Origin of the sequence: Streptantibioticus cattleyicolor NRRL 8057 = DSM 46488 (genome assembly GCF_000240165.1) — a bacterium.
GTDB lineage: Bacteria > Actinomycetota > Actinomycetes > Streptomycetales > Streptomycetaceae > Streptantibioticus > Streptantibioticus cattleyicolor.
Genome location: NC_017585.1, coordinates 677,953 through 702,334 on the forward strand (window position 1 = coordinate 677,953; position 24,382 = coordinate 702,334).

General features: G+C 73.9%; 26 protein-coding genes and 1 pseudogene. 14 read left to right on the forward strand and 13 right to left on the reverse strand.

What is annotated here, in order from left to right:
* The first annotated feature begins 10 nt into the window (after positions 1–10).
* A complete protein-coding gene (locus SCATT_RS30650; RefSeq protein WP_014151502.1) occupies positions 11–502 on the forward strand; it encodes a hypothetical protein in 492 nt (163 codons plus the stop codon).
* 39 nt (positions 503–541) lie between these two features.
* Here the strand turns inward: SCATT_RS30650 and SCATT_RS30655 are convergent, their stop codons facing one another.
* Positions 542–1,678, reverse strand: coding sequence for an FAD-dependent oxidoreductase (locus SCATT_RS30655; protein ID WP_014151501.1), 1,137 nt, complete (start codon positions 1,676–1,678; stop codon positions 542–544).
* Between the two features lie 334 nt (positions 1,679–2,012).
* Between SCATT_RS30655 and SCATT_RS30660 the strand changes: the two genes are divergently transcribed.
* Positions 2,013–2,777: an SDR family oxidoreductase gene (locus SCATT_RS30660; protein ID WP_014151499.1), complete on the forward strand. Its 765-nt coding sequence runs from the start codon at positions 2,013–2,015 to the stop codon at positions 2,775–2,777.
* Positions 2,778–2,819: 42 nt separating this feature from the next.
* On the opposite strand, the gene besE is transcribed toward SCATT_RS30660, so the two are convergent.
* Positions 2,820–3,626: an L-gamma-glutamyl-L-propargylglycine hydroxylase BesE gene (gene besE / locus SCATT_RS30665; RefSeq protein WP_014151498.1), complete on the reverse strand. Its 807-nt coding sequence runs from the start codon at positions 3,624–3,626 to the stop codon at positions 2,820–2,822.
* Between the two features lie 441 nt (positions 3,627–4,067).
* Between besE and besD the strand changes: the two genes are divergently transcribed.
* From besD to besB, 3 genes are all read left to right on the forward strand, one after another.
* Positions 4,068–4,796: an L-lysine 4-chlorinase BesD gene (besD, locus tag SCATT_RS30670; protein WP_014626850.1), complete on the forward strand. Its 729-nt coding sequence runs from the start codon at positions 4,068–4,070 to the stop codon at positions 4,794–4,796.
* 68 nt (positions 4,797–4,864) lie between these two features.
* Complete coding sequence (besC, locus tag SCATT_RS30675; protein ID WP_014151496.1) at positions 4,865–5,638, forward strand: 4-chloro-allylglycine synthase BesC; 774 nt, start codon at positions 4,865–4,867, stop codon at positions 5,636–5,638.
* On the forward strand, positions 5,635–7,137 hold the full coding sequence (besB, locus tag SCATT_RS30680; protein WP_042507713.1) for an L-2-amino-4-chloropent-4-enoate dechlorinase/desaturase BesB: 1,503 nt from the start codon (positions 5,635–5,637) through the stop codon (positions 7,135–7,137). Before besC ends, besB begins: the two co-directional genes overlap by 4 nt.
* A 79-nt stretch (positions 7,138–7,216) precedes the next feature.
* Here besB and besA read toward each other — a convergent pair whose 3' ends face one another.
* Positions 7,217–8,638 (reverse strand): L-propargylglycine--L-glutamate ligase BesA, encoded by a 1,422-nt coding sequence (gene besA / locus SCATT_RS30685; RefSeq protein WP_157894788.1) that lies wholly within the window; start codon positions 8,636–8,638, stop codon positions 7,217–7,219.
* A gap of 224 nt (positions 8,639–8,862) precedes the next feature.
* Between besA and SCATT_RS30690 the strand changes: the two genes are divergently transcribed.
* Positions 8,863–9,756: a DMT family transporter gene (locus SCATT_RS30690; RefSeq protein ID WP_014151493.1), complete on the forward strand. Its 894-nt coding sequence runs from the start codon at positions 8,863–8,865 to the stop codon at positions 9,754–9,756.
* Here SCATT_RS30690 and SCATT_RS30695 read toward each other — a convergent pair.
* Together SCATT_RS30695 and SCATT_RS30700 are read right to left on the reverse strand one after the other, a co-directional pair.
* Positions 9,701–10,909, reverse strand: a complete 1,209-nt coding sequence (locus SCATT_RS30695) for a N5-glutamine methyltransferase family protein (protein ID WP_014151492.1) — start codon at positions 10,907–10,909, stop codon at positions 9,701–9,703. The genes SCATT_RS30690 and SCATT_RS30695 overlap by 56 nt on opposite strands.
* A gap of 245 nt (positions 10,910–11,154) precedes the next feature.
* On the reverse strand, positions 11,155–11,505 hold the full coding sequence (locus SCATT_RS30700; RefSeq protein WP_014151491.1) for a DoxX family protein: 351 nt from the start codon (positions 11,503–11,505) through the stop codon (positions 11,155–11,157).
* Between the two features lie 122 nt (positions 11,506–11,627).
* Between SCATT_RS30700 and SCATT_RS30705 the strand changes: the two genes are divergently transcribed.
* From SCATT_RS30705 to SCATT_RS30725, 5 genes are all read left to right on the forward strand, one after another.
* The gene (locus tag SCATT_RS30705; protein ID WP_014151490.1) at positions 11,628–12,530 is read left to right on the forward strand and encodes a LysR family transcriptional regulator; all 903 of its coding nucleotides are present in this window, start codon (positions 11,628–11,630) and stop codon (positions 12,528–12,530) included.
* 44 nt (positions 12,531–12,574) lie between these two features.
* A complete protein-coding gene (locus SCATT_RS30710; RefSeq protein WP_014151489.1) occupies positions 12,575–12,859 on the forward strand; it encodes a MerR family transcriptional regulator in 285 nt (94 codons plus the stop codon).
* A gap of 99 nt (positions 12,860–12,958) precedes the next feature.
* Positions 12,959–13,864 (forward strand): LysR family transcriptional regulator, encoded by a 906-nt coding sequence (locus tag SCATT_RS30715; RefSeq protein ID WP_014151488.1) that lies wholly within the window; start codon positions 12,959–12,961, stop codon positions 13,862–13,864.
* 91 nt (positions 13,865–13,955) lie between these two features.
* Positions 13,956–14,525, forward strand: coding sequence for a cysteine dioxygenase family protein (locus tag SCATT_RS30720; RefSeq protein ID WP_014151487.1), 570 nt, complete (start codon positions 13,956–13,958; stop codon positions 14,523–14,525).
* The gene (locus tag SCATT_RS30725; RefSeq protein WP_014151486.1) at positions 14,522–15,877 is read left to right on the forward strand and encodes an FAD/NAD(P)-binding protein; all 1,356 of its coding nucleotides are present in this window, start codon (positions 14,522–14,524) and stop codon (positions 15,875–15,877) included. The genes SCATT_RS30720 and SCATT_RS30725 overlap by 4 nt, the downstream gene beginning before the upstream one ends.
* A gap of 57 nt (positions 15,878–15,934) precedes the next feature.
* On the opposite strand, the gene SCATT_RS30730 is transcribed toward SCATT_RS30725, so the two are convergent.
* Together SCATT_RS30730 and SCATT_RS30735 are read right to left on the reverse strand one after the other, a co-directional pair.
* Positions 15,935–16,822, reverse strand: coding sequence for an LAETG motif-containing sortase-dependent surface protein (locus SCATT_RS30730; protein ID WP_014151485.1), 888 nt, complete (start codon positions 16,820–16,822; stop codon positions 15,935–15,937).
* A gap of 217 nt (positions 16,823–17,039) precedes the next feature.
* Positions 17,040–17,601: pseudogene (locus SCATT_RS30735) on the reverse strand (TetR-like C-terminal domain-containing protein); the annotation flags it as partial.
* Between the two features lie 399 nt (positions 17,602–18,000).
* Here SCATT_RS30735 and SCATT_RS30745 point away from each other — a divergent pair.
* Entirely contained in the window at positions 18,001–18,678 is a 678-nt protein-coding gene (locus tag SCATT_RS30745) for a hypothetical protein (protein ID WP_014151483.1), read from the forward strand.
* A 3-nt stretch (positions 18,679–18,681) separates the two neighbouring features.
* On the opposite strand, the gene SCATT_RS30750 is transcribed toward SCATT_RS30745, so the two are convergent.
* From SCATT_RS30750 to SCATT_RS30765, 4 genes are all read right to left on the reverse strand, one after another.
* Positions 18,682–19,476 carry a cytochrome c oxidase assembly protein gene (locus SCATT_RS30750; protein ID WP_014151482.1) on the reverse strand — a complete coding sequence of 265 codons (795 nt, stop codon included), beginning with the start codon at positions 19,474–19,476 and terminating at the stop codon, positions 18,682–18,684.
* Entirely contained in the window at positions 19,473–20,006 is a 534-nt protein-coding gene (locus SCATT_RS30755) for a DUF2243 domain-containing protein (protein WP_014151481.1), read from the reverse strand. Before SCATT_RS30755 ends, SCATT_RS30750 begins: the two co-directional genes overlap by 4 nt.
* 111 nt (positions 20,007–20,117) lie before the next feature.
* Positions 20,118–20,546, reverse strand: coding sequence for a hypothetical protein (locus tag SCATT_RS38840; protein ID WP_014151480.1), 429 nt, complete (start codon positions 20,544–20,546; stop codon positions 20,118–20,120).
* Between the two features lie 38 nt (positions 20,547–20,584).
* Entirely contained in the window at positions 20,585–21,247 is a 663-nt protein-coding gene (locus tag SCATT_RS30765; protein ID WP_014151479.1) for a helix-turn-helix transcriptional regulator, read from the reverse strand.
* 137 nt (positions 21,248–21,384) lie between these two features.
* Between SCATT_RS30765 and SCATT_RS30770 the strand changes: the two genes are divergently transcribed.
* Positions 21,385–21,801 (forward strand): cupin domain-containing protein, encoded by a 417-nt coding sequence (locus tag SCATT_RS30770; protein ID WP_014151478.1) that lies wholly within the window; start codon positions 21,385–21,387, stop codon positions 21,799–21,801.
* Between the two features lie 11 nt (positions 21,802–21,812).
* Here SCATT_RS30770 and SCATT_RS30775 read toward each other — a convergent pair whose 3' ends face one another.
* Positions 21,813–22,418 (reverse strand): CGNR zinc finger domain-containing protein, encoded by a 606-nt coding sequence (locus tag SCATT_RS30775; protein ID WP_014626855.1) that lies wholly within the window; start codon positions 22,416–22,418, stop codon positions 21,813–21,815.
* Positions 22,419–22,523: 105 nt separating this feature from the next.
* On the opposite strand from SCATT_RS30775, the gene SCATT_RS30780 reads away from it, so the two are divergent.
* Positions 22,524–22,913: a VOC family protein gene (locus SCATT_RS30780; RefSeq protein ID WP_041824026.1), complete on the forward strand. Its 390-nt coding sequence runs from the start codon at positions 22,524–22,526 to the stop codon at positions 22,911–22,913.
* A gap of 19 nt (positions 22,914–22,932) precedes the next feature.
* On the opposite strand, the gene SCATT_RS30785 is transcribed toward SCATT_RS30780, so the two are convergent.
* Positions 22,933–24,348: an NUDIX domain-containing protein gene (locus SCATT_RS30785; protein ID WP_014151475.1), complete on the reverse strand. Its 1,416-nt coding sequence runs from the start codon at positions 24,346–24,348 to the stop codon at positions 22,933–22,935.
* Between the last annotated feature and the right edge of the window lie 34 nt (positions 24,349–24,382).

The window sequence follows — 24,382 nt, forward strand, 5'->3', positions numbered from 1 at the left end:
AGGAGCGCCCGTGACCCGACACACCACCAAGCACCGGCAGGTCCCTCCGAGCCGCGACCCGCGATCGCCCGTCGCCGCCCACGACCACGCCATCACCCACCGGTACACCGTCCACTACCCCGAACACGCCCCGCGTGAGAGCGACCCCCACTTCAAGGACTTCGAGGCGTTCCGCCGTCGCACCGAGGCCACCGCGCAGTGCGCGATCGGCGTCCACCGCGGCGACATGAGCGAGTGCGACCTCACCCACCCGCTCGAACTCCACCACAGCCACGTGGAGTTCAGCCTCCAGAACGGCGTCGACCTCGCCTGGCTGGAGCACGACTACCCCGGCATCTCCGACCCCGAACAGATCGGCGCCTGGATCGAATCCGCCGACAACCTCCAGTGGCTCTGCCGCGCCCACCACCGCGGCCCCGGCGGGGTCCACACCGCGACCGCGTCCGACTACGAGGCGCAGAAGTACGTCCGCGGCCTCATCGGTCCCCCGCCCCGGAAGTAGCCCGGGCCGGGCCTGCCTCCGGCGGCGGTGGCGCGGCCGTCACCGGGTCGGCCCGTCCCCGGCGAACTCGGCGATCAAGGCGTGCACCGAGTTGTCGGCGGAGCCGGTCCCCCGGTCCTCGTCGCCGTGCAGGGCGGCGGCCTCGGCGCCGCGGGGGAACATGGCCTGCTCGTACGCGGCGAGCGCGGCCTCGACCTCGCCGGGGTGCGCGGCGAGGGCCGTGGCGAGTTCGGCCGCGTCGAGCATGGCGAGGTTGGCGCCCTCGCCGTTGGGGGCCGCGAGGTGGGCGGCGTCGCCGAGCAGGGTGACGCCCGGCACGCGGTCCCAGCGGTGCCCGGTCGGCAGGGCGTACAGCGGGCGCAGGATCGGCGCGGTGTCGCCGTCGGTGATCAGCGCGGTCAACTCCGGCGCCCAGCCGTCGAATTCCCGCGCGATCCGTGCGGCGGCCGTGGCGCCATCGGTGAAGTCGATGGCGTCGAACCACTCCCGCGGCTCGGTCAGCCCCAGGTACGCGTGGAGCGTGTCGTCCCGCTCCCGGTGGGCGAAGATCTCCCGGCCCTCGGCGGGCACGACCATCGCCCCGCTGCCGACCGTCTTGGAGGCGACCGGGTGCCGGGCGTCGGCGTCGAACAGGTAGGTCTCGACGACCGACTTTCCGGTGTACTCGGGCGTGGCGTCCGACAGCAGCGGGCGTACCCGTGACCAGGCGCCGTCCGCGCCGATCAGCAGGGCCGTGGCGATGGTGCTGCCGTCGGCGAACGTCACCTCGTGGCGGCCCCCGCCGAGCGGGCGGACGCCGGTGACCTTGTGCCCCCACCGGACGGTGCCGGCCGGCAACGAGTCGAGCAGGATCTCCCGCAGCTCGCCGCGCTGCACCTCGGGGCGTCCCCCCGTGCCGTCGTCGGCCTTGTCGAACAGGACGTTCCCGGCCGGGTCGAGGATGCGCATCGCCTGGCGGCCTTCGAGGACGATGCCGCGGAACTCGTCCATCAGATCGGCCGCTTCGAGGGCGATCTGCCCGTTGTAGTCGTGGATGTCGAGCAGTCCGCCCTGCGAACGCGCCGTCGGCGAGGGCTCGGCCTCGTAGACGGTGGCCGCCATTCCGTTGACGTGCAGGACGCGGGCGAGCGTGAGGCCGCCGAGTCCGGCGCCGATGATCGTGATGTCGGTGGTCATGGGGGCTTCCCATCTGATCGCGGACCGCTGGGCGGACGCCCCCGCCGGTCACTTCGCGGTGCCGGTGGCCCGCCGTGGCCGGCCGCCGACGAGATCCACCGTCCCGGCCGCCACCGACAGACCACCGACAGACCGCCGACGGCGCCGACAACCGGCCGACACCGGCCCCTCTCGGCGCGGTCAGGACACCGGCGCGGCCAGGTGACCGCCGTACCCCAGGGGGTGTCCCGCCGACCCGCAACCGTGTGCCCCCGGGCGTTGCACACCGTTCCGCCACCCGACCGTGACGCATAGTGGCCGAAAACGCCCAGCTCGAACAGACCGGAGCGATGCCATGGCCAACATCCCGGACCGGACACTGCGCGGCAAGGCCGCCTTCGTGGGCGGTGCCTCACGCAACCTCGGCGCGCTGATCAGCCGTACGCTCGCCGCCGAGGGCGTCCGGGTCGCCGTGCACTACAACAGCGACTCCTCGGCGGCCCAGGCCCAGCAGGTGGTGGACGACATCACGGCGTCCGGCGGTGATGCCTTCGCGCTCCAGGCCGACCTGACCCGGGTCGATCAGGTGGAGCGCGCCTTCGACCAGGTGGTGGAGCGCTTCGGGCGGCTCGACCACAGCGTCAACACGGCCGGGATGGTGCTGAAGAAGCCGCTGGCCGAGGTGGACGAGGCGGAGTACGACCGGATGTTCGCGGTCAACGCCAAGGCCGCGTTCTTCACCATGCGGGCGGCGGCCCGGCGTATCGAGGACGGCGGGAAGATCGTCACCGTGGTCACCTCGCTGCTGGCCGCCTTCACCGGGCTGTACTCGGTCTACGCGGGCAGCAAGGCACCCGTCGAGCACTTCACCCGGGCGCTGGCCAAGGAGATGTACGGCCGCAACGTCTCGGTGGTCAACATCGCCCCGGGCCCGATGGACACCTCGTTCTTCTACCCCGTGGAGTCGCCGGAGGCGATCGCCTTCCACAAGTCCTCGGCGCTCAACGGGGAGTTGACCCGGATCGAGGACATCGTGCCCTGGGTCGTCTTCCTCCTCACCGACGGCTGGTGGGCCACCGGGCAGACGTTCTTCGTCAACGGCGGTTACACCACGCGCTGACCGGCCGCACCGCCCGCGGGCCCGCCGCCGGGGACGGACCCTTCAGGACCAGACGACCAGTTCGCCGCCGGCCGTGACGCCGAGGAAGCAGGCGAGGGCGATCCGCCGCTGGCCCGGGGCGCCGGGATGGACGACGTGGTAGTTGTTCGCGTTGAACAGCAGGGCGTCGCCGGCGGCCGGGGCCACGGTGACGTACGGGTCGTCGGCGACCGCGGTGGGCTGGAAGCCGTATCCGTGCCGGCGGTTCTCGTCGGCGGGTTCCCAGCGGTGGCGCCACACGGTGGTGGTGCCGCCTTCGCGGGGAGCGGCGAGCCACGCGTTGAAGGCGAGTTGGGCCACGATCTTCTGGTCGAAGAGCCCGCCGCGGTATTCCCGGTTGATGTCGTCGTAGTGGATGAAGGTGCCGTCGTTGACCTCGCGGAGCATGCCGACGAAGGCGGGCCGGCCGCCGATGGTGGCGGGTGCGGGGCGTACGCCCCAGGCCCGGCCGAGGGCGTCCAGCGCCAGTTCCAGCGGGTCGGGTGTCATACCGATCCCAGCCCACTGCCGTCGGGCGGTGTCCGCGTCGTGCCAGTAGCGGTCGGCGTCCAGGGCGAGTTCGGGGGTGCGGTAGTCGTTGAGGGCGGTGCCGAACCGGGCCATCGGGTGGTGCATGCGGTCGAGGTCGAAGCTGACCACGGGCACCCGGTGCAGCGAGGTCAGCATGGTGTCGAGCGCCGGCCGGCCGAAGAACCCCGGCACCCGGACGGTGCCGAGCAGGCCGGCCGCCAGGTCGTCGAGGTGGCGTCGGGTGAAGGCCGCCGCCTCCACCGCCGGAAACGTCGCGTGGTGGTGTGTCGTGCCGGACATCTCGCCTCCGATACCTGAAGTCGAAGTCTCAGCAAGAGGGAACAGAGTACAGCGGCATATTCCGTCGAAGTAAGGACCGGACAGGGCGGTCCGCGCCGCCCGCCGGCGCACCCGCGGGCCCGGGCCCAGCTCGGCCGCCGTGCGGCACCGGAAATCCGGCACGGCTGGGACGCGGGTGACCCGCGGAGTCGGCCGGAAACGATCGGTTTTCCGCCCGGACAGGATGGCCGGAACTTATCTCCGGCAACGCTGGACGTCTCCTGCTGACAGAATTAACACCTGACTCACCGGGGAACCCTGGAGCGGGGGTTGTAGGCGGACCGGAATGTGCCTAGTGTGGTCGCGCACCCCTCGCCAGGCCCCCCTATGATCATTTCAGCCGACCGCATACGCGAGCATCGGAGATTCATCGTGGGCAGTAACCGGCAGGAACTCAAAGACGTGTGCGCACCCCTCGAAAAGGACGACATCCGGCGGTTGTCGCAAGCCTTCCACCGGTTCGGCATCGTCACGGTGACGGAACTGATCGAACCCCATACCCGCAAACTCGTCCGGGCCGAGGCCGACCGCCTCCTCGACCAGTACGCGGAGCGCCGGGATCTGCGGCTGGCGACCACCGACTACACCCGCCGCTCGATGTCGGTGGTGCCCAGCGAGACCATCGCGGCCAACAGCGAGTTGGTGACCGGGCTCTACGCGCACCGGGAACTCCTCGCGCCGCTGGAGGCCATCGCGGGCGAACGTCTGCACCCGTGCCCCAAGGCCGACGAAGAGTTTCTGATAACCCGCCAGGAACAGCGCGGGGACACCCACGGCTGGCACTGGGGCGACTTCAGCTTCGCGCTGATCTGGGTGCTCCAGGCCCCGCCGATCGACGTCGGCGGCCTGCTCCAGTGCGTCCCGCACACCACCTGGGACAAGGCGTCCCCGCAGATCAACCGGTATCTGGTGGAGAACCCCATCGACACCTACCACTTCGAATCGGGTGACGTGTACTTTCTGCGCACCGACACCACCTTGCACCGCACGATTCCGCTGCGCGAGGACACCACCCGCATCATCCTGAACATGACGTGGGCCGGCGAACGCGATCTCAGCAGGAAACTCGCGGCCGACGACCGCTGGTGGGACAACGCCGAAGTGTCGGCGGCACGGGCCATCAAGGACTGACGGCACGAGGGAACGGCGCCAATTCACCGCACAACGTCAGGCGAGCGCGACAGGTGAGGGAAACCAGAATGACCGACCTGAACACCCCGGAATCCACCTCGAAGCCGGTGTGGGAGCACTTCGACCACGTAGAGCCGGGAATTCGGCGGCGCATCGCCGTGGCCGACCCGGAAATCAAGGAATACCTGGACGGAATGCTGGCCCGGATCGCGTCCCACCGCGGCGTCGAGCACCCGTTCCTCAACGCCTACCGCACCACGGCACTCGACCCGGAGCAGGAACGCCACCTGTTCAGCGAGTGCTACTACTTCTTCCGGTACCTCCCCTTCTACATCACGGGGATGGCCGTCAAGACGCGGGACGAGATGATCCTGCGGGAGATCATCCTCAACGTGGCGGACGAGGTCGGCAGCGACCCGACGCACTCCACGCTCTTCGCCGACTTCCTCGCCCGGATCGGCATCGACAAGGAACACCTCGACGGCTACCAGCCGCTGGAGGTCACCCGGCAGCTCAACGACGGCATCCGGCACCTGTACACCGAGACGTCGATCAACAAGGCGCTCGGCGCGCTCTACGCCGACGAGACCATGTCCTCCATCATGGTCTCGAAGATCAACGACGGCCTGCGCAACCAGGGGTACGACGACGACCTGCGCCACTTCTGGCAGCTCCACATCGACGTCGAGGTCGGCCACAGCAACTCCGTCTTCAACGCGATCGCACCGTACGTCGGATCGAAGGCGGCCCGGGCCGAGTTCGAGGAGGGCGTCTTCGAATTCCTCGGACTGGTCGAACGCTACTGGGACGGCGTGCGGGAACTCGTGGGCATCGGCAAGTGAGCGCCGGCTCCCCGGCGGAACCCCGGCCGGTCCCCGGCTCGGTGCATTCGGTCTCCGTGTCCATCCCGGACGTGCGGTCGGTCATCGGCTTCGAATCCGGCGACCCGGCGACGCTGCGCCGCATCGCCTGGGGGTATCCGCGGTTCCGTACCCATCCGTACGTGGCCCGGGTGGCCGCCCTGGTGGCCGGGGCGGTCGGCGGGCGGGCGCAGGACCTGGTGCTCACCCGTTCCGTCCGCGCGGCCGAGGCGGCGGCGGCCTACGCCGGGCTCGCCCCGGGCGCGGTCTTCGAGGCGTCCGGGGTGCGCGGGGTGCGCGTCGCCGAGGACGATCCGGCCCTCGCCGCGGTGCGCGGCCACGTCCAGCACACCGGCGCCCACCTGACCTCCCGCGAGGCCGAGGACGTCCTGCTGGAGGCCGGGCTGATCGAGGCCCGGCAGGCCGAGGAGGCGGTCTCCGAGGAGCCCGCGGAGGCCGTCCGGTCGGCGCTCGCCACCGCGTACGGCGCCGGTGACCCGGCGGACGTGTCGCTCCACAACAGCGGCATGAACGCGGTCGCCGCGGCGGTCGCGGCGGTGACCGACCTCCAGCGCCCGGCCGGCCGCCGCCGGTGGATCCAGCTCGGCTGGATCTTCTTCGACACCATGAGCCTGCTGGACAAGCGGCTCTTCGGCACCGACCACGTCACCGTCCCCGACCCCTTCGACCTCGCGGCGCTGTCCCGGGTCGTCGCCGCGCACCCCGGTCAACTCGCCGGGATCATCGCGGAGTTGCCCAGCAACCCGAGTCTGCGCTGCCCGGACGTCCCGGCGTTGCGTGAGATCGCCGACCGGGCCGGCTGCGCGCTGGTGCTCGACGCCACCATCGCCACCCCACACAACGTCGACGTGCTCGGGTACGCCGACGTGGTCTGCGAGAGCCTGACGAAGTACGCCACCGGCTCGGCCGACGTGCTGATGGGTGCCGCTGTGGTGGGCTCCGCGTCACCGTGGGCGGCCCAGTTGCGGGAGGGGCTGCGGCGCTTCGGCGACGTGCCGTACCACCGGGACGCCGCGCGGGTGGCCGCCCGGATCCGTGACTACGGCGACCGGATGAAGCGGGTGAACGCGGGCGCCGTGGCGCTGGCCGGCTTCCTGGAGCGGCAGTCCGCGGTGCGCGCGGTGAGCTGGCCGTACGATGCCGCGTCGCAGGCCAACTACCGCAAGGTGGAACGCCTTTCGGACGCGCCGGGCGGGCTGCTCATGGTGGATCTGCGGGTGCCCCTGGAGCGGGTCTACGACCGGCTCGCGGTGGCCAAGGGGCCCAGTTTCGGCGCGGAGTTCACCATGGCGTCGCCGCAGATCTTCATCGCCCACTTCGATCTGCTCTCCACCCCCGAGGGGCGGGCCGAGCTGCGGTCGCGCGGGCTCCACCGGGACATGCTGCGGATCTCGGTGGGCGTGGAGGACCCGGAGCTGATCGCCGAGGTCTTCCGGGACGCCTTCGACGGCGCCGGCTGACCGGCGGCCTGAACGTCTGCGCGGGCCGGGCGCACCAGCGCCCGGCCCGCGCAGACGTGCGTTCCCCGGCCCGCCGCGGTCAGGCGCTGGGGTACGGCCCGGTCAGCAACGCCTGCGCCGCCCGCGAGTAGCCGTCCGCGGCCTCGGGGGAACGGGCGAGCGCGGTCAGCTCGACGAAGCCGCAGGCGTTGAGGGCACCGAGGACGTGCAGGGCGACGCCCTCGCCGGTGTCGTGGCGGTACAACAGCCCCTCCGCGCGCAGCCGTTCGACCGCGGTACGCGGGTTGAGCTTGCCGAGGGTCTCCGGTTCCAGCAGCCGTCCGTGGGTGTAGTACACCGGGCGGCCGTCGGCGCCGCGCAGCATGCCGTCCGCCCCGACCCGCGCGCCCACCAGTGCCTCGGCGTAGCGGACGACGTGGCTGGGGCCGACCTTGCGGAGGTTGATCTCGACGGCGAGCAGCCCGCGTTCCCCGGCGACCACGAAGTCGACGCCGAAGGCGCCGCGGTGGCCGAGTCCGGAGAGCACCTCGCCGGTCCGGCGCACCGCGTCGGTGATCTCCGGCCGCCACCGCTCGTCGGCGGGGAAGCGGCAGCCCCAGTACTGGCCGCCGCTGAGCACCTGGTCGTGGCAGGCGACCACGCGTACGGTGCCGTCCCGTTCGATGTGGCCGAGGCCGCTCGGGGAGTCGGTGATCTCCTCCAGGAACTCCTCGACGATGGCACCCTGTTCGGCCAGTTCGCGGCGGAACTCCTCGGCGGGGAGCCGGATCACCTCGGCCGATCCGACCAGGTCGCCGGTGTGCCGGAGTTTGTCGCGGTCGATCAGGACGTTGCCGATGGAGGCGGCCCAGGTGATGGCGTCGAGCTTGACCATGGCGCGCCGCGCGGCGGCCGTGCCGCAGGAGAGCCGGTGGATCGCCTCGACCACCTCCGCCTCGCTGCGCAGCACCTCGGAGGTGCCGCCGGGGACCGCGACCCCGGCGCGTAGGCAGATCTCCTTGCCGCCGCTCTTGCTCCCCCACCGGGCCACGAAGGCATGGTCGCCCTCCTCGGGGGTCGCGCCGGTCCGGCGGCCCAGTTCGTCCGTCGCGGGCGAGGCGGAGAAGTCCACGATGGTCCCCGCGGGCCGCTCGGCGACCGCCCGGCGCAACGTCTCGACCAGTGCCTCGTCCTCCAGGACCAGCGAGTCCAGCGGGCGGGCGGCGCGGGAGGCCGGGGTGAGCAGGGTGAGCCGCCGCCGTACGTCCGCCAGGGCCGGCTCGTCGAACCGGAAGACGTCCCGCAGATGGTAGTCGAGGGTGGCGGGGTCGACGGCCTCCGAGGTGATCACCACCAACCGGGTTCCCGGGTCACGCAGATCTCCGAGGAAACACAGACTGCGTTCGGCCGAGTACCGTAGGTAGGGAACCTCCTCCAGCATGCGGTCCGCGTAGTTGAACGCGTAGATCAGGATCTTCGTCGAACCGGGATCAGTCATATGGAAGCGCTCTGCCTCGTTCATCCGGGTGACAACGCCGGCACCGTACACATCGGATGCCGGACTCAAGGTTATGGGACCCGGTTTGCGAAGAACACCAGTGAACGTCGCCCGTTCGACTGGTTTTGGCCACCGCTTGCCGACCCGTTGTCCGGGGTCGTCGTACGGGGCGGCCGGTGAGGGGCGGCCTGCGGCCGAGCGGCCGTTCACCGCTCGATCCGGGCGCCGCGGATGCCGATGTCCGCCGTGTGAAGCTCTCCAAAGCCGTCTGGGCGCTGGTCCTCACCGTTGTCACCTGGGCTTCGGCCTTCCCCGCGATCCGGGTCGGGCTGGACGGCTACGGGGTCGCCGGGCTCTCGCTGAGCCGGCTCACCGTGGCCTCGGTGGCGTTGGCGATCGCGGCGGGGCCGTTGGGCGTCCGCCGGCCCCGGGCCCGTGACCTGCCGATGATCGCGCTGTGCGGGGCCACCGGCATGTCCGCGTACCAGGTGCTGCTCAACTGGGGCGAGGTGCACGTCCCGGCGGGGACGGCGAGCCTGCTGATCGCCATCGCGCCGGTGTTCAGCGTGCTGTTGGCGGCGGTCTTCCTCGGCGAGCGGATGACGTGGGCGCAGATCGCCGGGAGCGCGGTGGCGATCAGCGGCGCGGCGGTGATCGCGGTGGCCGGCGGGCACGCCCGCTACACCACGTCGGCGTGGGTGGTGCTGGCCGCCGCCGTGGTGCAGGGGGTGTACCACTTCGCCACCAAGCCGCTGCTCGCCCGCTACACCGGGCTGGAGGTCGCCTGCTACGCGATGTGGGCCGGGACGGTCTTCCTGCTGCCGCTCCTCCCCGCGATGGTGCACGGCTTCGCCACGGCGCCGGTGGCGGCCACGGCGTCCACGGTGTACCTGGGGCTGCTGCCGTCGGCGATCGGCTTCGTGTCGTGGGGGTACGCGGTGGCCCGGCTGTCGGTGGCCTCCTCCACCGCCTCGTTGTACCTGGTGCCGCCGGTGGCGCTGGTGGTGGCCTTCGTGTGGCTCGGTGAGGTGCCGCCGCCGCTGGCGCTGGTCGGCGGCGCGCTGGGGATCGCGGGGGTGATGCTCATCAACCGCCGTACGCTCGGCCGCCGTCGGGAGGCGTCAACTCCGGGACGTCGGTAGGACGTCGCACCGTCAGCCGCCACAACGAGGTGACCTCCGCGGCCCGCGCGGCGTGCAGCGGGTCGTCCGGGTCGGCGGCGCGCGGATGGCGTGGCCGGGTGTCGGTCCGGCCGGCCACACGCAACCCGGCCGACGCGATGGCGTCCGTCAGTTCCTGACGGGCCCTCAGCCCGAGGCGTTCGGCCAGGTCGGACAGGACGAGCCAGCCTTCTCCGCCGGGGAGCAGACGCGAGGCGAGGCCGTCGAGGAAGGCGTGGAGCATCGCGCCGCCGGGGTCGTAGACGCCCTGTTCGACGGTGGAGACCGGACGTCCGGGCAGCCAGGGCGGGTTGCACACCACGAGTGCGGCGCGGCCCGGCGGGTAGAGCGCCGGTCCGTGCACCTCGACGCGTCCGGCGAGGCCGAGGCGGGCGACGTTCTCCCGTGCGCAGGCCAGGGCGCGCGGCGCGGCGTCGGTGGCCACCACCCGTTCGACGCCCCGGCGGGCCAGCACGGCGGCGAGCACCCCGGTGCCGGTGCCCAGGTCGAAGGCGGTGCGCGGGCCCGGGCCGCCGGGGGACGGCAGCGGTGCGCGGGCGACCAGGTCGACGTACTCGCCCCGGACGGGTGCGAAGACACCGTAGTGGGGGTGGAGGCGGGCGCCGAGCGCGGGCACCTTCACACCCTTCTCGCGCCACCCCAACGCGCCGAGCACGCCCAGCAGTTCGGTGAGCGACACCACGTACGGTCCCCGGGCCGGGCCGTACGCCTGCGCGCAGGCCCGGCGGACGTCGGGGGCCCGGCGCAGCGCCAGGGTGTGGTCGCCGGCGAGGCGGACCAACAGCATGCCCAGGACGCGGGCGCGGTGGCGGCGGGCCTGGCGGTGCCGGTGGAACGCCCGCGCCGGGTCCGCATCCGGTTCCGGCGTGGGCGCGGCGCGGTCGATCCGCCGGGCCAGGGCGTGCAGCAGTTGACGGGCGTTGTGGTAGTCGCCGCGCCACAACAGCGCGGTGCCGTGGCGGGCGAGCCGGTGGGCGGTCGCCGCCTTCATGCGGTCGTCGGCGAGGACGACGCGTCGCGGTGCCGGGGTGCCGTTCTCCGAGTGCCAGGGCGCGTGGTGCGCGACGCCTTCCTCGGTCCAGGTGATGTGTTCGTTCCGGCGGTCGGTGGACACCGGGTACTCCTCGGGTGCGTGACGTGCGGGGGCACGGAACGCGCTGCGACGAGGAGTGCGTGGGCGGCCCGGGTGGTTCGGCGGATGCGGCTACCGCTCCCGCGTCGCAGCGCGGGAGGAGGCGTCGCCGAGAACCATGCCGAGCGTCACGAGGAACCCTTTCCACGACGATTTTCACTGCGAGCGGTACGTCGTGCGCCAGGCTCGCACGGCGCGTACCCCGGGGGCAAACCACGCCGGGCGCGTCAGCGCGCGACGGCCAGGGCGAGGGAGGCGCAGGCCAGCGCGAGGTAGGCGCCGGGGAAGGCGATGTTGTACAGGACGCGGGCGCGCAGGTGGGCGACGACGGCGCCGGTGAAGAACAGGACGAGTCCGGTGGCGGCGGCGACGCCGAGCGGACGGAGGCCGAGGAGTCCGAGGACGAGCCCCGCGGCGCCGGCCGCCTTGAGCACGGCGAGCCGGGACAGCCAGGAGCGCGGGACGCCGACTTCGGCCGAGTTGGCGAGGACGAACCCGGCCTTGAGGAAACTCGCCACGGCGTCGGTCAGGTTGACGGCGGCGGTGACGAGCGTGACGACCAGGTAGGCGATGGGCATGACGGATCTTCCCCCTTCGGGCCGGACGCACCGGATGCGTCGGCGGGCGGTGCCGTGGTGCACGGCAAGCCTCGTCAGGGGGGCGGGTCGGCGTCCAATACCGTCCTCCATAACCTGATCGCATGGATGTCGACACCGGGTTGCTGCGCTGCTTCGTCGCCGTGGCGCGGGAGGGGAGCCTGACCGGCGCGGCGGAGCGGCTGTACGTCTCGCAGCCGGCGCTGACGAAGCGGATCAGGCAGTTGGAGGCGGGGCTGGGGACGCCGTTGTTCATCCGGTCCCGGGCCGGGATGGCGCTGACCGAGGCGGGGCGGGCGCTGGCGGAGCGCGCGCCGGGGCTGCTGGACGAGTGGGAGCGGACGCTGCGGGAGACCCGGCAGGTGGCGGCGCGTTCGGCGCGGGTGCTGCGGGTGGGTTTCCTGGCCAGCGCGGCCAACGAGGCCACGTCTCGGATCGTGGCGGCGTTCGCCCGCCGCAGACCGGGGTGGCGGGCCGAGATGCGGCAGGCGGCCTGGTCGGACCCGTCCGCCGGGCTCGCCGCCGGTGACGTCGATGTCGCCCTGCTGCGGCTGCCGTTCCCCGGCGAGGACGCGCTGCGGGTGGAGACGCTCTTCACCGAGGCCCGGTGCGTCGCGCTGCCCGCGTCGCACCGCCTGGCCGGCCGTGCGGTGATCCCCTTCCGTGAGCTGTGGGACGAGCCGTTCGTGGCCGCCCCGGAGGAGACCGGCCGCTGGCGCGGCTACTGGCTGGCCGCCGACGAACGCGACGGCCGCCCCGTCACCGTCGGCGCCGTCACCGACCAGCCCGACGAATGGCTCAGCGCCATCGCCAACGGATACGGCATCGCCCTCGCCCCCGAGTCCGCCGCCCGCTTCTACGCCCGCCCCGGCATCGTCTACCGCCCGGTCACCGGCGTCACCCCCAGCCGGGTCGGCGTGGCCTGGTCCCCGGCGGACGACACCAACCCGGTGGTGCGCGATTTCGTCGGCTGCTGCCGCCGGTACGGGGGCGGTGGCGTAGCTTAGGCCGGGCGGGGACCGGCGAACGGCTGCCGCGTTACCACGGACGGGTGGGGCTGCCGCGTCCGGAACGCGGTGCCAACGGATACCGTCGGTACGCGGCGGGCGCGGAGGACGACGTACGACGCATCCGCGCGCTGCCGGCGGCCGGGCTCCCGACCCGGGTGATCCGCCAGGTGCTGCCGTGCACCACGGCCACCAGCGTGCTGCCCTGCCCCGGCGTGCTCGACGCGCTCCATGGTCAACTGCGGGCCCTGGACGAGCGTTCCGCGCGGATCGCGGAGGCCCGGGAGATCCTGCGCCGCACGATCAGAGCGGCGGAGTCCGGGGTGTGACCGGGGGCCGGGCCGTGGGTGGCCGGTTCTCCGCGTGGGCGGGCGGAGCGGGGTGCGGGTCGGTCGAACGGCCTCCCAACTTCTGCTTATGATCCGGGAATGCTGGACTCACGGCACCTTGCGACCTTCCACGAAGTGGTCCGCGTCGGTTCGTACTCGGCGGCGGCGCGGTCCCTCGGGTACACCCAGCCGGCGATCACCCAGCAGATGAAGGCGCTCGAACGGGCCGTCGGCGTACCGCTGTTCACCCGGGTCGGCCGGGGGCTGCGGCTGACCGAGGCGGGGGAGGCGCTCTCCCGGCACGCGGAGGTGATCCTGGGCGATCTGGCGGCGGCGCAGAAGCAGCTCGGCGCGCTGGCGGGCCTGCGTTCCGGACGGGTCCGGGTGTGCGCGTTCCCCAGCGCCAACGCCACCTTGGTGCCGGAGGCGATCGCCCGGCTGCTGGTGGACCATCCGGGGATCCGGGTGGAGCTGCTGGAGGACGAGCCGCCGGAGTCGGTGCACCGGCTGCTGCGCGGCGACTGCGACATCGCCCTGGGGTTCGGCTACCCGGGGCTGCGCACCGAGGTGCCCGACGAGGTGGTCGAGGTGCCGTTGATGGAGGATCTGCTCACCGTGCTGCTGCCGGTGGGCCATCCGCTGGCCCGGCGCCACGCGGTGCCGTTGCGCGAACTGGCCGGTGAGCGCTGGATCGCCGGGTGCCCGCGCTGCCGGGCCAACTTCCTGCACGTGTGCGCCGAGGAGAACTTCACCCCCGACATCGTCTTCACCACCGACGACAACCTCGCGGTACAGTCCCTGGTGACCGTCGGCGCGGGTATTGCGCTGATGCCCGCGCTCGTGCTCTCCTTCCTCTCCCACGCCAAGGTCACCGGGCGCGCGGTGGAGCCGCACGTCCGGCGCCGGGTCTGCGCCCAGGTGCTCCGCGAGCACCTGCGGATCCCGGCGACCGCGCTGGTGCTCGACGCCCTCAAGGAGGTCGCGGCGGCCCGGGACGGCTGCTGACGGCGTGTCGCGCGACCCATAACGGGCGGTTGGCGGGGGCCCAAGAATCCGTCGTTGGACGTGGCGGGCGGGGCGGGCCGACGGTGGCGTCATGACTACCTCCACCGCGTCCGGCGCGGTCGCCGCGAGGACCACCGAACGGATCGAGGCGCTGGTCGCCGGGGTCCGCGAGGTCGTCCGGCGCGGTCTGCCGCCGGAGTCCACCGCCCACCTGGTCGCGGAACTGCTCGCTCCGCTGCTCGGCCGGGCCGGGCTGCTCACCGCCGAACAGTGCGAGGGCGACCCGGAACGCTACCGGCAGCACGTGCTGCACAGCGAACCCGACGGCAGCTTCTCGCTGGTCGCGCTGGTGTGGCTGCCGGGGCAGAGCACCTCGGTGCACGACCACGTCTCGTGGTGCGTCACCGGGGTCCACGAGGGCCAGGAGCACGAGCGGCGCTACCGGCTGCTGACCGACGGGCGCACCTCGTGGCTGGCCCGGGCCGGTGACGTGGTCAACGGGGTCGGCGAGGTGGCCGCGTTCGCCCCGCCCGGCGACATCCACCGGGTACGCAACGGCGGCCCCGGCAAGGCGATCTCGCTGCACGTCTACGGCGCCGACGTGGCCCGGCTGGGCAGCAGCATCCGCCGGGTCTACCAGGTGCCGGAGGGTGAACGGTGACGCGGCCGCGGGAGATCGCCGTGGTGGGCGCGGGGGCGGCCGGGACGCTGACCGCGACCCGGTTGCTGCACCACGCGGCGCTGGAGGGGCACGACGACATCCGCGTCACCCTGATCGGCCCCGGCGCCGAGGGCCGCGGGCTGGCCTTCGGCACCCCGGCCGAGCACCATCTGCTCAACGTCCCGGCGCAGGGCATGAGCGCGCACCGGGACGACCCCGGCCACTTCGTGCGCTGGCTCGACGGCCGGGCCGGCCCGACCGACTTCGTACCGCGCGGGCTGTACGGGCGGTATCTCGGCGAGACGCTGGAGGCGGCGCGCGGCCTGCCCGGCGCGCCCGGCCTGCTGCGGGTTCCCGACCGGGTGACCGGCCTGGCGTACCGGCCGGGCGGCGCGGGGGCCCCGGTGACGCTGCGGCTGGACTCGGGGCGACGGATCGGCGCGGACGCCGTGGTGCTCGCGCTCGGGAACTTCGCGCCGGACCGCTCGTGGGCGCCGCCGCGGCTGCGGGACTGGCCCGGGTTCGTGGCCGACCCGTGGGCGCCGGGCGCGCTGGGCCGGGTGCCGGACGACGGTGACGTGCTGCTGGTCGGCACCGGACTGACCATGGTGGACGTGGCGTTGACGGTGCGCGGGCCCGGGCGGGTGGTGCACGCCGTCTCCCGCCACGGACTCGTTCCGCAGCCGCACGCCGACCACCCGGTGGCGCCGCACGCGGCACCGAGGCTGGACGCCGGGGCGGGGCTGACCGGGCTGCGCCGGGCGGTGCTGCGGCACGTGGCCGGGTGCCGTCGGGCGCACGGCGACTGGCGGTGCGGGGTGGACAGCCTGCGGCCGGTCACCTCGGCGTTGTGGCAGCAGTTGTCCGAGGCCGACCGGGCCCGGTTCCTCCGGGAGGACCTGCGGTTGTGGGAGACCCACCGGCACCGTGTGCCGCCGGTGAGCGCCCGGGCGCTGGCCGCCGCGGTGGACGCCGGGCTGGTCTCGGTGGGCGAGGGCACGATCACCGGGGCCGAGGTCGCCGGTGACGCGATCGAGGTGGCGCTGGCGGACGGCCGGCGGCTGCGGGTGCGTTCGGTGGTCAACTGCACCGGTGCGCAGGGCGACTTGACCCGGGTCGACGATCCGCTGGTGGTCGATCTGCTCGCCTCCGGGCTGGCCACCCCGGCGCCGCTCGGCGGCCTGGTGACCTCTCCCGGCGGCCGGGTGCACCCGGTGGCCCCGTTGTGGACCCTGGGCTCGCTGCGCCGTGGCGCCCTGCTGGAGACCACGGCGATCCCGGAGATCCGGTGCCAGGCCGACGACCTGGCGGGGTCGCTGCTGCGGGAGCGGGCGGCGGTGCCGGTGGCGTGAGGCGGGTACGGGTGGTGTTCCGGGGAGGTCCGGAACACCACCCGACCTGATGTTGTGTCAGTTCTGGTGGGCGCGCTTACGGCGGGTCAGGTAGACCGCACCGCCGCCGAGGACCACCAGGGCAGCGCCCGCCGAGGCGAGCACGGTGGTCTGCGTGGAGTCGCCACCGGTCTCGGCGAGGCTGCCCTTGGGGGTGGTGGAGACCGGGGAGACCACGGGCTTGCCCACCGGGGCGGCGGTGGAGCCGGTCACCGGGCTCACCGAGGGCGCCGGGACGCCGCCGGCCGGGACGGAGGCGCTCGGCTTGGCCGAGGGCGTGGTGGCCGGAGTCGACGGCTTGGCGCTCGGCGACGGCGAGGTGGAGGCGCTCGCCGAGGCGCTGGGCTTGCCGGACGGGGTGCCGGAGGGCGTCGGCGAGGCGCACGGGGCCGCGCCGTTCCAGGCGGTGATCAGGTCGTGCGGGAAGACACCGTCGGGGTAGTGCGGCAGCGGGTTCTGCACGCCGTCGAACTTCTTGCCGTTGTTGTACAGGTCGATCTGGCCGAAGCAGGAGACCGGGTAGGCGCTGACGTCCAGCGTCGCTTGCGTCTTCGCGCTGCTGAGGACGGTGGTGTCCCAGCCGAGGAACTTCTGCTCGCCGGAGGACTCCCAGGTGGCCCCCTGGGTGTTGTAGGCGGCCAGCGACACCGGGTACTGGCAGCCCTCGGTGACCTGGCCGGAAAGGCGTACCTGGAACGTCTTGGGGGCGGTGTCGCCGCCGACCCGGCCCTGGGTCGTCCAGGTCGCGCCGCCGTCGACCGAGTACTCGACGCCGACCTGACCGCACTCGCCGCCCGCGACCCGCTGCGCGGCCTGGGCCCCGGTCGTTCCCGCCACGGATATCGCGACCGCCAGGGCGCTCGCGCCGACGAGGCCGGACAGCTGTCTGCCGAAGGACAGTTGCACTGGGTTGTGCTCCCTGTTGCCTGGACGGCGAAGTGCGCGCGCGGGTACGGCGGGTGAGGGGATCCGTGTGGACGACGGCTCGACCCGCCCCGGCCGGCCTGCGAAGACTTCGCCGCCGAAACGTGATCCACGGCCCGTTGGCCGGGAAGGCGAGTATGAACCCGCCGGTCCGCATGTGTACAGGGCGAACGGTGCCGGGTTGGTGACGTGCGTTCACCTATGAGGTGAACTGTTCCGGAGAATTTGTGTCAGCGGTGTGGGGATGTGCCGGGGACTCGGCGAAGGCACCGGCGGCTGCCGCGCTTCTGGCCGCGCGGCCGGGCAGTCGCGGGTCGGGTGCCGTGCGGAGGAGCACCAGTTGGTGGCAGAGCGGTGCGGTGGCCGCGACGAGCAGGTGCCGGGCGTCGGTGCGCGGGGGCGGTTCGCCACGGTGGACGGCCCGGCCGACGATGACTTCGCAGCAGGCGTACCGGTCCTCCCAGAGCCGTTGTTGGGCCTGGGCGGCCTTCTCGGAGCGGAACGAGGCGGCGATCAGGGCTGCCATGACCGGTGGTTGCGCGGTCAGGGCCGCGAGGATCTCCTCGTTCGGGGCGGCCAGGTCGCCTTCGAGCGAGCCGGTGTCCGGTGACTGCCAGCCGTCGTCGGACGCCGCGTCGAGAACGTCGGCGAGCAAGGCCGCCGACGTCCCCCCAGCGCCGGTGCACCGTGGCGCGGGCGGCGACGGCGTCGGTGGTGAGCCCGTCGTAGCCGTGTTCGCCGAGTTCGGCGACGACTACTTCGCCCTCGGCCTGGTGAGCACCGCCATCGACGCCACCGAGCTGGGGCCCGCCGAACCGGGAAGCGCGAAGCCGCCTTCGCCGACGCCGGACCCGGGCTCGGCGTCGCCCACTTCACCCCGGCCCGCCCGGAGGCGCCGGGAGACACCGCCGCCGTCCCGGGCCCCGACCGCATCCGGATCCGGAGCGCCTACCTCCACACCCCCGTCCTCGATGCGTTCGACGCCATCCTGCACACCCCGACCTCCACCGTCGCCGACGACCTCATGTGAGACGGCCCGACGCCCCTCCCCCACCGCGTCCGGGGCGGGAGATCGGCGGGTGGGGCCAACCGGAACGGGCCGGGTTCCGTCTTCCGGGGCGGAACGCGGTCGTCGCGCCGCCGAGTTGGAGGAGGGCCGCATGACGCGGGGGTACACGGAGCAGGGCGGGCCGGGGCGGCGGAGCGTGCTGGCCGGGCTGGCAGCGGCGTCGTTGGCGCTCACCGGCTGCGGTGAGGTGCGGGCGGCCTCCGCGCGGACCGCGCCACGGCCGTCGCGTCCGGTGGCCGACGGCACCGTGATCATGATCATCCGGCACGGGGAGAAGCCCGACAAGCACCACCCCGGCATCGGCGACGACGGCCGGCCCGACCCCAAGTCGCTCACCGCGCGCGGCTGGCAGCGCGCCCGCGCGCTGCCGTCGCTCTTCGACCCGCCGGCCGGCCACACCCCGCCGCCCGGCATCCACCGCCCCCGTACCGTCTACGCCGCCGCCGACACCGGACCGCACGCGGGTGCGCACCGGATGCGGCAGACCGTGACCCCGCTCGCCCGCCACCTCGGGCTGCCGGTACTCACCACGTACGCCGAGACGCGGGAACGCGCCCTCGCGGCGGCGGCGTCGACGGCCGCCGCTCCGGTGCTGATCTGCTGGGAGCACTCGCGGATCCCGGACATCGTGGCCGCGCTCGGCGCCTCGGACAGCGGCGCGCCGAAGACCTGGCCCGACCGGTTCGACCTGGTGTGGGTCCTCACCCGCCGGTCCGGGGCGTGGTCGTTCCGCGAGGTGGACCAGCATCTGCTGCCGGGTGACCGCTGACCGTCAGGCCGGGCGCGGCGCCGTCCGGGGCCGCCGCACCGGGCGCCAGGTGGCCACCAGGGCGGCGGCGAGCAGCAGTTCGGCGATGTCACCGCCGTAGTACATGACCTCCGCCGCCCCGCGCAGCTGTGCCGCCGGGACGTGGACGCCGGTCCCGTAACCGCCGTACATCAGCTGGGAGATCGTGGCGTGCGCGGCGACCGCCACCCCCAGCACCCCCAGCCGCGCGGGCACCGGCGGGCGTGCCGGAGCCGGGTCGGGACCGGCGATCGCCCAGGCGAACAGGGAGCCGGCGGCCACGAAGTGGGCGTGGAGCAGCGGATGGGCCCACGGCCGCCGCGCGACGGCGTCGTACAGCGGCGTGAAGTACAGCGCGGCCAGCGGGCCGACGGTGAGCAGCAGCGCGGTGACCGGGGCGGCGAGCAGCCGCACCGGACGGCGGTGCAGCAGCCGGGTGAGCCGCCGGGCGTACCGCACCGGCAGCGTCCGCAGCCCCAGGGTGACGGGGGCGCCGAGCACCAGGGCGAGCGGGGCGTACATGCCGAGCAGCATGTGCTGGAGCATGTGGCCGCGGAAGTCGCCGTGGGCGAGCGGGGCGAGGGGCGGGCCGAGGGCGGCGGCGAGCAGCGCGCACCCGGTGAGGAAGGCGCCGGTGCGCCAGGGCGACCAGCCGAGCGCGGGGTTGCGCCGCCGGGCGCGACGCACGGCAAGCAGGTAGCCGGCGGCGGCCGTGAGCGGCACCAGCAGGGCGGGCAGCGAGGCCCAGAGCGCCTCGGGCTGCGGGTGGTGGTGGATCACGCGGCCGGCCTGCCGCCGCGCCGGAGCAGGTCGCCGACGGCCACCAGCACGGCGCCGGCGACCAGGAACGCGATGTCCCACCACAGCTGGTACGGGCCGCCGTGCACATGGTGGATGCCGAGGATCTGATGGTCGAGCAGCCCCTCGACGAGGTTGAACAGCCCCCAGCCGACGAGCACCCAGCCCCACAGCACCCGGGAGGTCCACACCCGCCGCCGGCCGTGGGTGACCCTGGAGTGGAGCACGGCGAGTCCGACGAGCACCGAGAGCCAGCACACGGCGTGGAAGACGCCGTCCCACACGGTGTTCATCCGCAGTCCGGAGACGGTGCGCGGGTCGTAGTAGCGCACGCCGATGTTGTCGGTGTCGGTGCTGCTGAGCATGTGGTGCCACTGGAGCACCTGGTGCAGCAGGATGCCGTCCACGAAGCCGCCGAGGCCCACCCCGAGGAGGATGCCCGGCAGTCGGATCGCGGTGGGTGGGGCGTCGGTCTCCGTCCAGGGGCCGGTGCGGCCCGTGGTGGTGGTCATCGCCTGTCTCTCCGTCCGGTCGGCCGAACCTCCGTCGGAACGGGGTTCCCGCCGACGGCGGTACCCTCACCCGCGCGCCGTGGTTTTCCGCCGATCGGCCGGACCGCGCGGTCAGCGGACCAGCGCGCTCACGCCGAGCCCGACGAGCGCGGCCACCTTGAGGCTCTCGCAGGCCACGTAGTACAGGTGCCCGCTGGACCGGGGCAGTTCCTCGCCGGCGAGCACGCGGTCCGAACGCCGGTTGAGCGGCGGGCGGATCACCGCGAGCTGGACGGCGAGGAGCACGGCCGCCGCCACCGCGCAGGCCACCACCGGCACCCCCGCCGAGCCGGCCACGACCGCCACCACCACGGCCACCGCCAGCACCGCCTCCACCGCGTTGAGCGCGCGGAACACCAGCCTGCCGATGCCCAGTCCGATCGGCACCGTCACCCCGGGGGCGCGGAACTTCAGCGGTGCTTCGAGGAAGGAGATGCCCAGGACCATCCCGAGCCAGACGAAGGCCACCGCGCCGGTGACGGCTGCCGCGGTCGTGTTCATGATGGTGCGTCGCCTTTCGGTGATTATGGGGGACCGCGTTACGCGGCTGCCGCCGGCTCCAGCCGGGCCAGGCAGGTGTCGGGGGTGGCGAACGGTTCCAGCCGGGCCACCCGCACGGGGGCGTCCAGTTCCGCCAACGCGCCGCGCATCAGGCCGAGATGGACCGAGCAGACCAGGGTGGCGCTCTCCTCGGCGAGTTCGAGGAACGGGCAGTGCCGCAGCCGGATCGCCTCCGGGGCCGGGGTGGCGTCGGACGGCTCGGGCTGGAAGCCGAGGCCGGCGAGGAGGGTGGAGAGGCGCGCGGTGGCCTCGGCGGCGGTGGGCCGGTGGTGGGGCGCGGTCCGGTCGACCAGGAAGCGGCCCCAGGTGTGGCCGGCCCGGCGGGCGTCGTCGTGGGCCTCGGGGCCGGCCGCGGCGAGGTGGCCGAGCAGGATGCGGGCGAGCAGTTGGTAGCCGCGCTCGCCGCCGCGGTCCATCCCCGGGCGCGGGGCGTAGACGGTACGCGGACGTCCCCGGCCGGCCGGCGGCTCCACCGTGCTCTCGACGGCGCCGTCGGCCACGAGCGCGTCCAGGTGGAAGCGGACGGTGTTGGCGTGGACGCCGAGCCGGTCGGAGAGTTCGGCGACGCCCAGCGGACCGGGGGCGGCGCGCAGCGCGTCCAGCACCGCGTGGCGGCGCGAGCGGTCCGGTGTGCGGCCCATGGCGATCACTCTCCCGGCGTGCGACGGCCCCGTGCGGGCCGGGTCCGGTGCGTCCGGCCTCGTCACGACCTTTTTCACGAATATTACATGTAATAATTGGGTGAATCCGCGAGGGGCGCGGGAAGAGGGAGAACGCCGTGACGTCGTCCGCCGAGGGCCGGGAGCCGGCCGGATCCGCCGCACCCGTGCCGCCGGTGCCGCCGGTGCCCCGTGTGCTGTGCGACACCCGGGCGCTGACCTCACCCGCCCCCGAGGCCGCCGGCGCGGTGTGGAAACTCGCCGAGTCCGGCCGCCAGCTCGACGCCAACGTCGTCCATCTGCCGGCCGGGCAGCGCGTCGCCCCGCACACCGAGCCCGACCTGGACGTCCTCCTCCACGTGCTGGCCGGCGGCGGCGCCGTGGAGACCGCCGAGGGGCGACTCCCGCTCGCCCCGGGCACGTTGTTGTGGCTGCCGCACGGCGCCGCCCGCGGACTCGTGGCCGGCGAGGCGGGGTTGTCCTACCTGACGGTGCACCGGCGCCGGCCGGGGATGGTCATCGGCCGTCGGCCGTAAGTCCCGCGCGGTCACCGTTGCGTGCGGGCGGCCCGGCGGCGGCGGTAGGCCGCGGCGCGGTCCCGGCCGCCGCAGGCGTCGCTGGAGCACCAGCGGCGCCGGCCGGGGCGGCTGGTGTCCACGAAGAGCAGGGCGCATTCGGGGCTCGCGCACGCCCGGATGCGCCCCGCCTCGGCACCGGCGAAGAGTTCTATCGCGTCCCGGGCGACCGTGCTGAGCGCGGCCCGCTGACCGCCCCGGGCGGGGGGCCGCAACGTGCGGGCGCCGGAACGCAGTACGGGGACGAGCGGCGGGGCCTCGGCGGCGGCGTTGAGCACGGCCTCGTCCGATGGCGCCGCCCGCCGTCCGTCGATCACGCTCCACGCGATGCGGTGGACGGCCTCGCGCACCGTTCGCGCCTCGGCGAGCCCGGCCGGGGTGACCGCGACCGGCTCGTCGAGCAGTCCGGCCTCGCGGTACCAGCGGGCCAGGTCGGCCGGGGTCCGCAGCCGTTCGTGGTTGCCGCGCCAGCGCTCCCCCACCGTGGCGACGAAGGCCAGACTCAGCCGCCCGGAACGGAAGTTGAACCGCGCTTCCTCGGGCGACACGGCGCCCGGCGGTGTTGCCTCGGTGTTCACATCACGAATATAAGTCGTGACGACATCACGGGTATGGGTCGTGACGCGAGGAGGCAGCACGTGACGGACGAACAGACGGCGGAGGGCGACGGCCGCCCGCCCGGCATCCGGATCACCGGGGTGGACCACCTGGTGCTCACCGTGGCCGACGTGGAGCGCACCGTGGACTTCTACCGGCGCGCCCTGGGGATGCGCCCGGTGACCTTCGGCGACGGCCGGCGCGCGCTCGCCTTCGGCCCCAGCAAGATCAACCTCCATCGGGCCGGCCGTGAGATCCGGCCGCACGCCGCCCGCCCCGTCCCCGGCAGCGCCGACCTGTGCCTGGTCACCGACGTCTCCCAGGACCGGGTCCGGGCCCATCTGGACGCCTGCGGGGTGCCGGTGGAGCAGGGCCCGGTGCCGCGTACCGGCGCGCTCGCCCCGGTCACCAGCACGTATCTGCGCGATCCGGACGGCAACCTGATCGAGGTCAGCACCTACGACCAGGCGCGGTGAACCGGCCCGGCGGCACGACTCACGGCGCGCGGTCGGCACCTCGGTCGGCGTCGCGGTCGGCGCGGGCGGCCAGCCAGCGGTCGAGCGTGGCCCGCAGGAACGGCGGCATCGGGTGGTCGTCCAGGCAGGCAGGGTCGACCAGGCGCAGCCGGCGCCCCTCGCCGAGCACCAGGTCCTCGGCGGCGCCCCGGTGGGCGAGCGCGTAGACGGTGACCAGTTGGGGCGGCGGGCCCTCGCGGTCCCAGACCCGTTCCACCAGGGACGGGTCGTCGTCCACGGTGAGCCCGGCGGCGACGAAGAGTTCGCGGCGCAGCGCCTCCGGCGGGCTCTCGCCGGGTTCAACCGGGCCGCCCAGCAGCGACCAGCCGTCCGGCCAGAGCCGGGCGTGCTCGTCGCGTTCGTACAGCAGCAGTTCGCCGGTGTCCGGGTGGTGGACCACGGCCACCACGCTCTCGGTCACCGGGCGCCCGTTGACCAGTTCGACCGCGCCGGCTCCGGCCGCCCGGGCGGCGAGGCAGGTGCGGACCCGGGGGACGAGCCGTTCCGGGAGCACCACGGGGAGTTCGGCCGGGGTGATCAGGCGCAGCGCGGGCGGTGTCCCGTCCGGCCCGGTCAGTCCGGCGAACTCGTCCTCGGTCAGCACGCCGCCGTCGTAGACGTGGATGGACTTGGCGGGCTGCGGTGGCCGGGGGATCCAGTCGGTGGCGAGGAGCCGGCCGCAGGGCTTGCGGATGCCCAGTTCGCGAAGTGCGCGTTCGGCGGCCTGCCGTGGGGTCTCGCCGGTGTCGCGCAGCGCGCCGCCGGGCAGCAGCCAGCGCTGTTCGTCGTGGCTGGGGCGTTTGACGGTGAGCACCCGCCCGGTCTCGTCGGTGACCAGCAGGCTCATCCCGGCCAGCGCCGCCGCCACCCGCACCGGTGGGGAGGCGGACGCCGCCCGGTCGTCGGCCTCCGCGGCGCCGGAGCGGCGGGCGGGCGAGGCGGGGCGCGGGACGAGCGCGGGGCCCGGCGGATCCTGCCGTGAGCGCTCGGCGGCCAGGACCCGCAGCGCGGTCGCGGCGTACGGGGCCAGCCCGTCGGGCAGCGCGTCCCCGGGCCACCACCGCCAGCCGTCGTCCTCGTGCGGGCCGGCCATCGGCGGGGTGCCGGACCAGCGGCGGGCGCGGAAGAACAGGTGGAGCCCGGGCGGACCGTCGGCGTCGGCCGGCAGGTGGAGCACGTGCGCCAGCTCCAGGTCCTCCTCGCCCAGCGCGATGCCGAGCGCCGCGCCGCACTCCCGGGCGGCGCACGCGCGGGCGCGTCCGTCCAGCACGCGCCCGGCCGGCAACCGCCACCGCCCGGCGCCGAACTCCGCGTCCGGCGTCCCACGGCCCAGCAGCACCTCCCCGTCCCGCTCCAGCACCAGGTGGGCGCCGACGACGATCGCATCAGTGGCCAACGCAGCTCCTCGGGACGGCGGTTCCGGCGACGGT

Coding starts and splice junctions, on each gene's coding strand:
- SCATT_RS30745 (WP_014151483.1), top strand. CDS start 18,001: ATGACGCGGGGGTACACGGAGCAGGGCGGGCCGGGGCGGCGGAGCGTG.
- SCATT_RS30705 (WP_014151490.1), top strand. CDS start 11,628: ATGGATGTCGACACCGGGTTGCTGCGCTGCTTCGTCGCCGTGGCGCGG.
- SCATT_RS30755 (WP_014151481.1), bottom strand. CDS start 20,006: ATGACCACCACCACGGGCCGCACCGGCCCCTGGACGGAGACCGACGCC.
- SCATT_RS38840 (WP_014151480.1), bottom strand. CDS start 20,546: ATGAACACGACCGCGGCAGCCGTCACCGGCGCGGTGGCCTTCGTCTGG.
- besE (WP_014151498.1), bottom strand. CDS start 3,626: ATGTCCGGCACGACACACCACCACGCGACGTTTCCGGCGGTGGAGGCG.
- besC (WP_014151496.1), top strand. CDS start 4,865: ATGACCGACCTGAACACCCCGGAATCCACCTCGAAGCCGGTGTGGGAG.
- SCATT_RS30700 (WP_014151491.1), bottom strand. CDS start 11,505: ATGCCCATCGCCTACCTGGTCGTCACGCTCGTCACCGCCGCCGTCAAC.
- SCATT_RS30660 (WP_014151499.1), top strand. CDS start 2,013: ATGGCCAACATCCCGGACCGGACACTGCGCGGCAAGGCCGCCTTCGTG.
- besA (WP_157894788.1), bottom strand. CDS start 8,638: ATGAACGAGGCAGAGCGCTTCCATATGACTGATCCCGGTTCGACGAAG.
- SCATT_RS30765 (WP_014151479.1), bottom strand. CDS start 21,247: ATGGGCCGCACACCGGACCGCTCGCGCCGCCACGCGGTGCTGGACGCG.
- SCATT_RS30715 (WP_014151488.1), top strand. CDS start 12,959: ATGCTGGACTCACGGCACCTTGCGACCTTCCACGAAGTGGTCCGCGTC.
- SCATT_RS30720 (WP_014151487.1), top strand. CDS start 13,956: ATGACTACCTCCACCGCGTCCGGCGCGGTCGCCGCGAGGACCACCGAA.
- SCATT_RS30655 (WP_014151501.1), bottom strand. CDS start 1,678: ATGACCACCGACATCACGATCATCGGCGCCGGACTCGGCGGCCTCACG.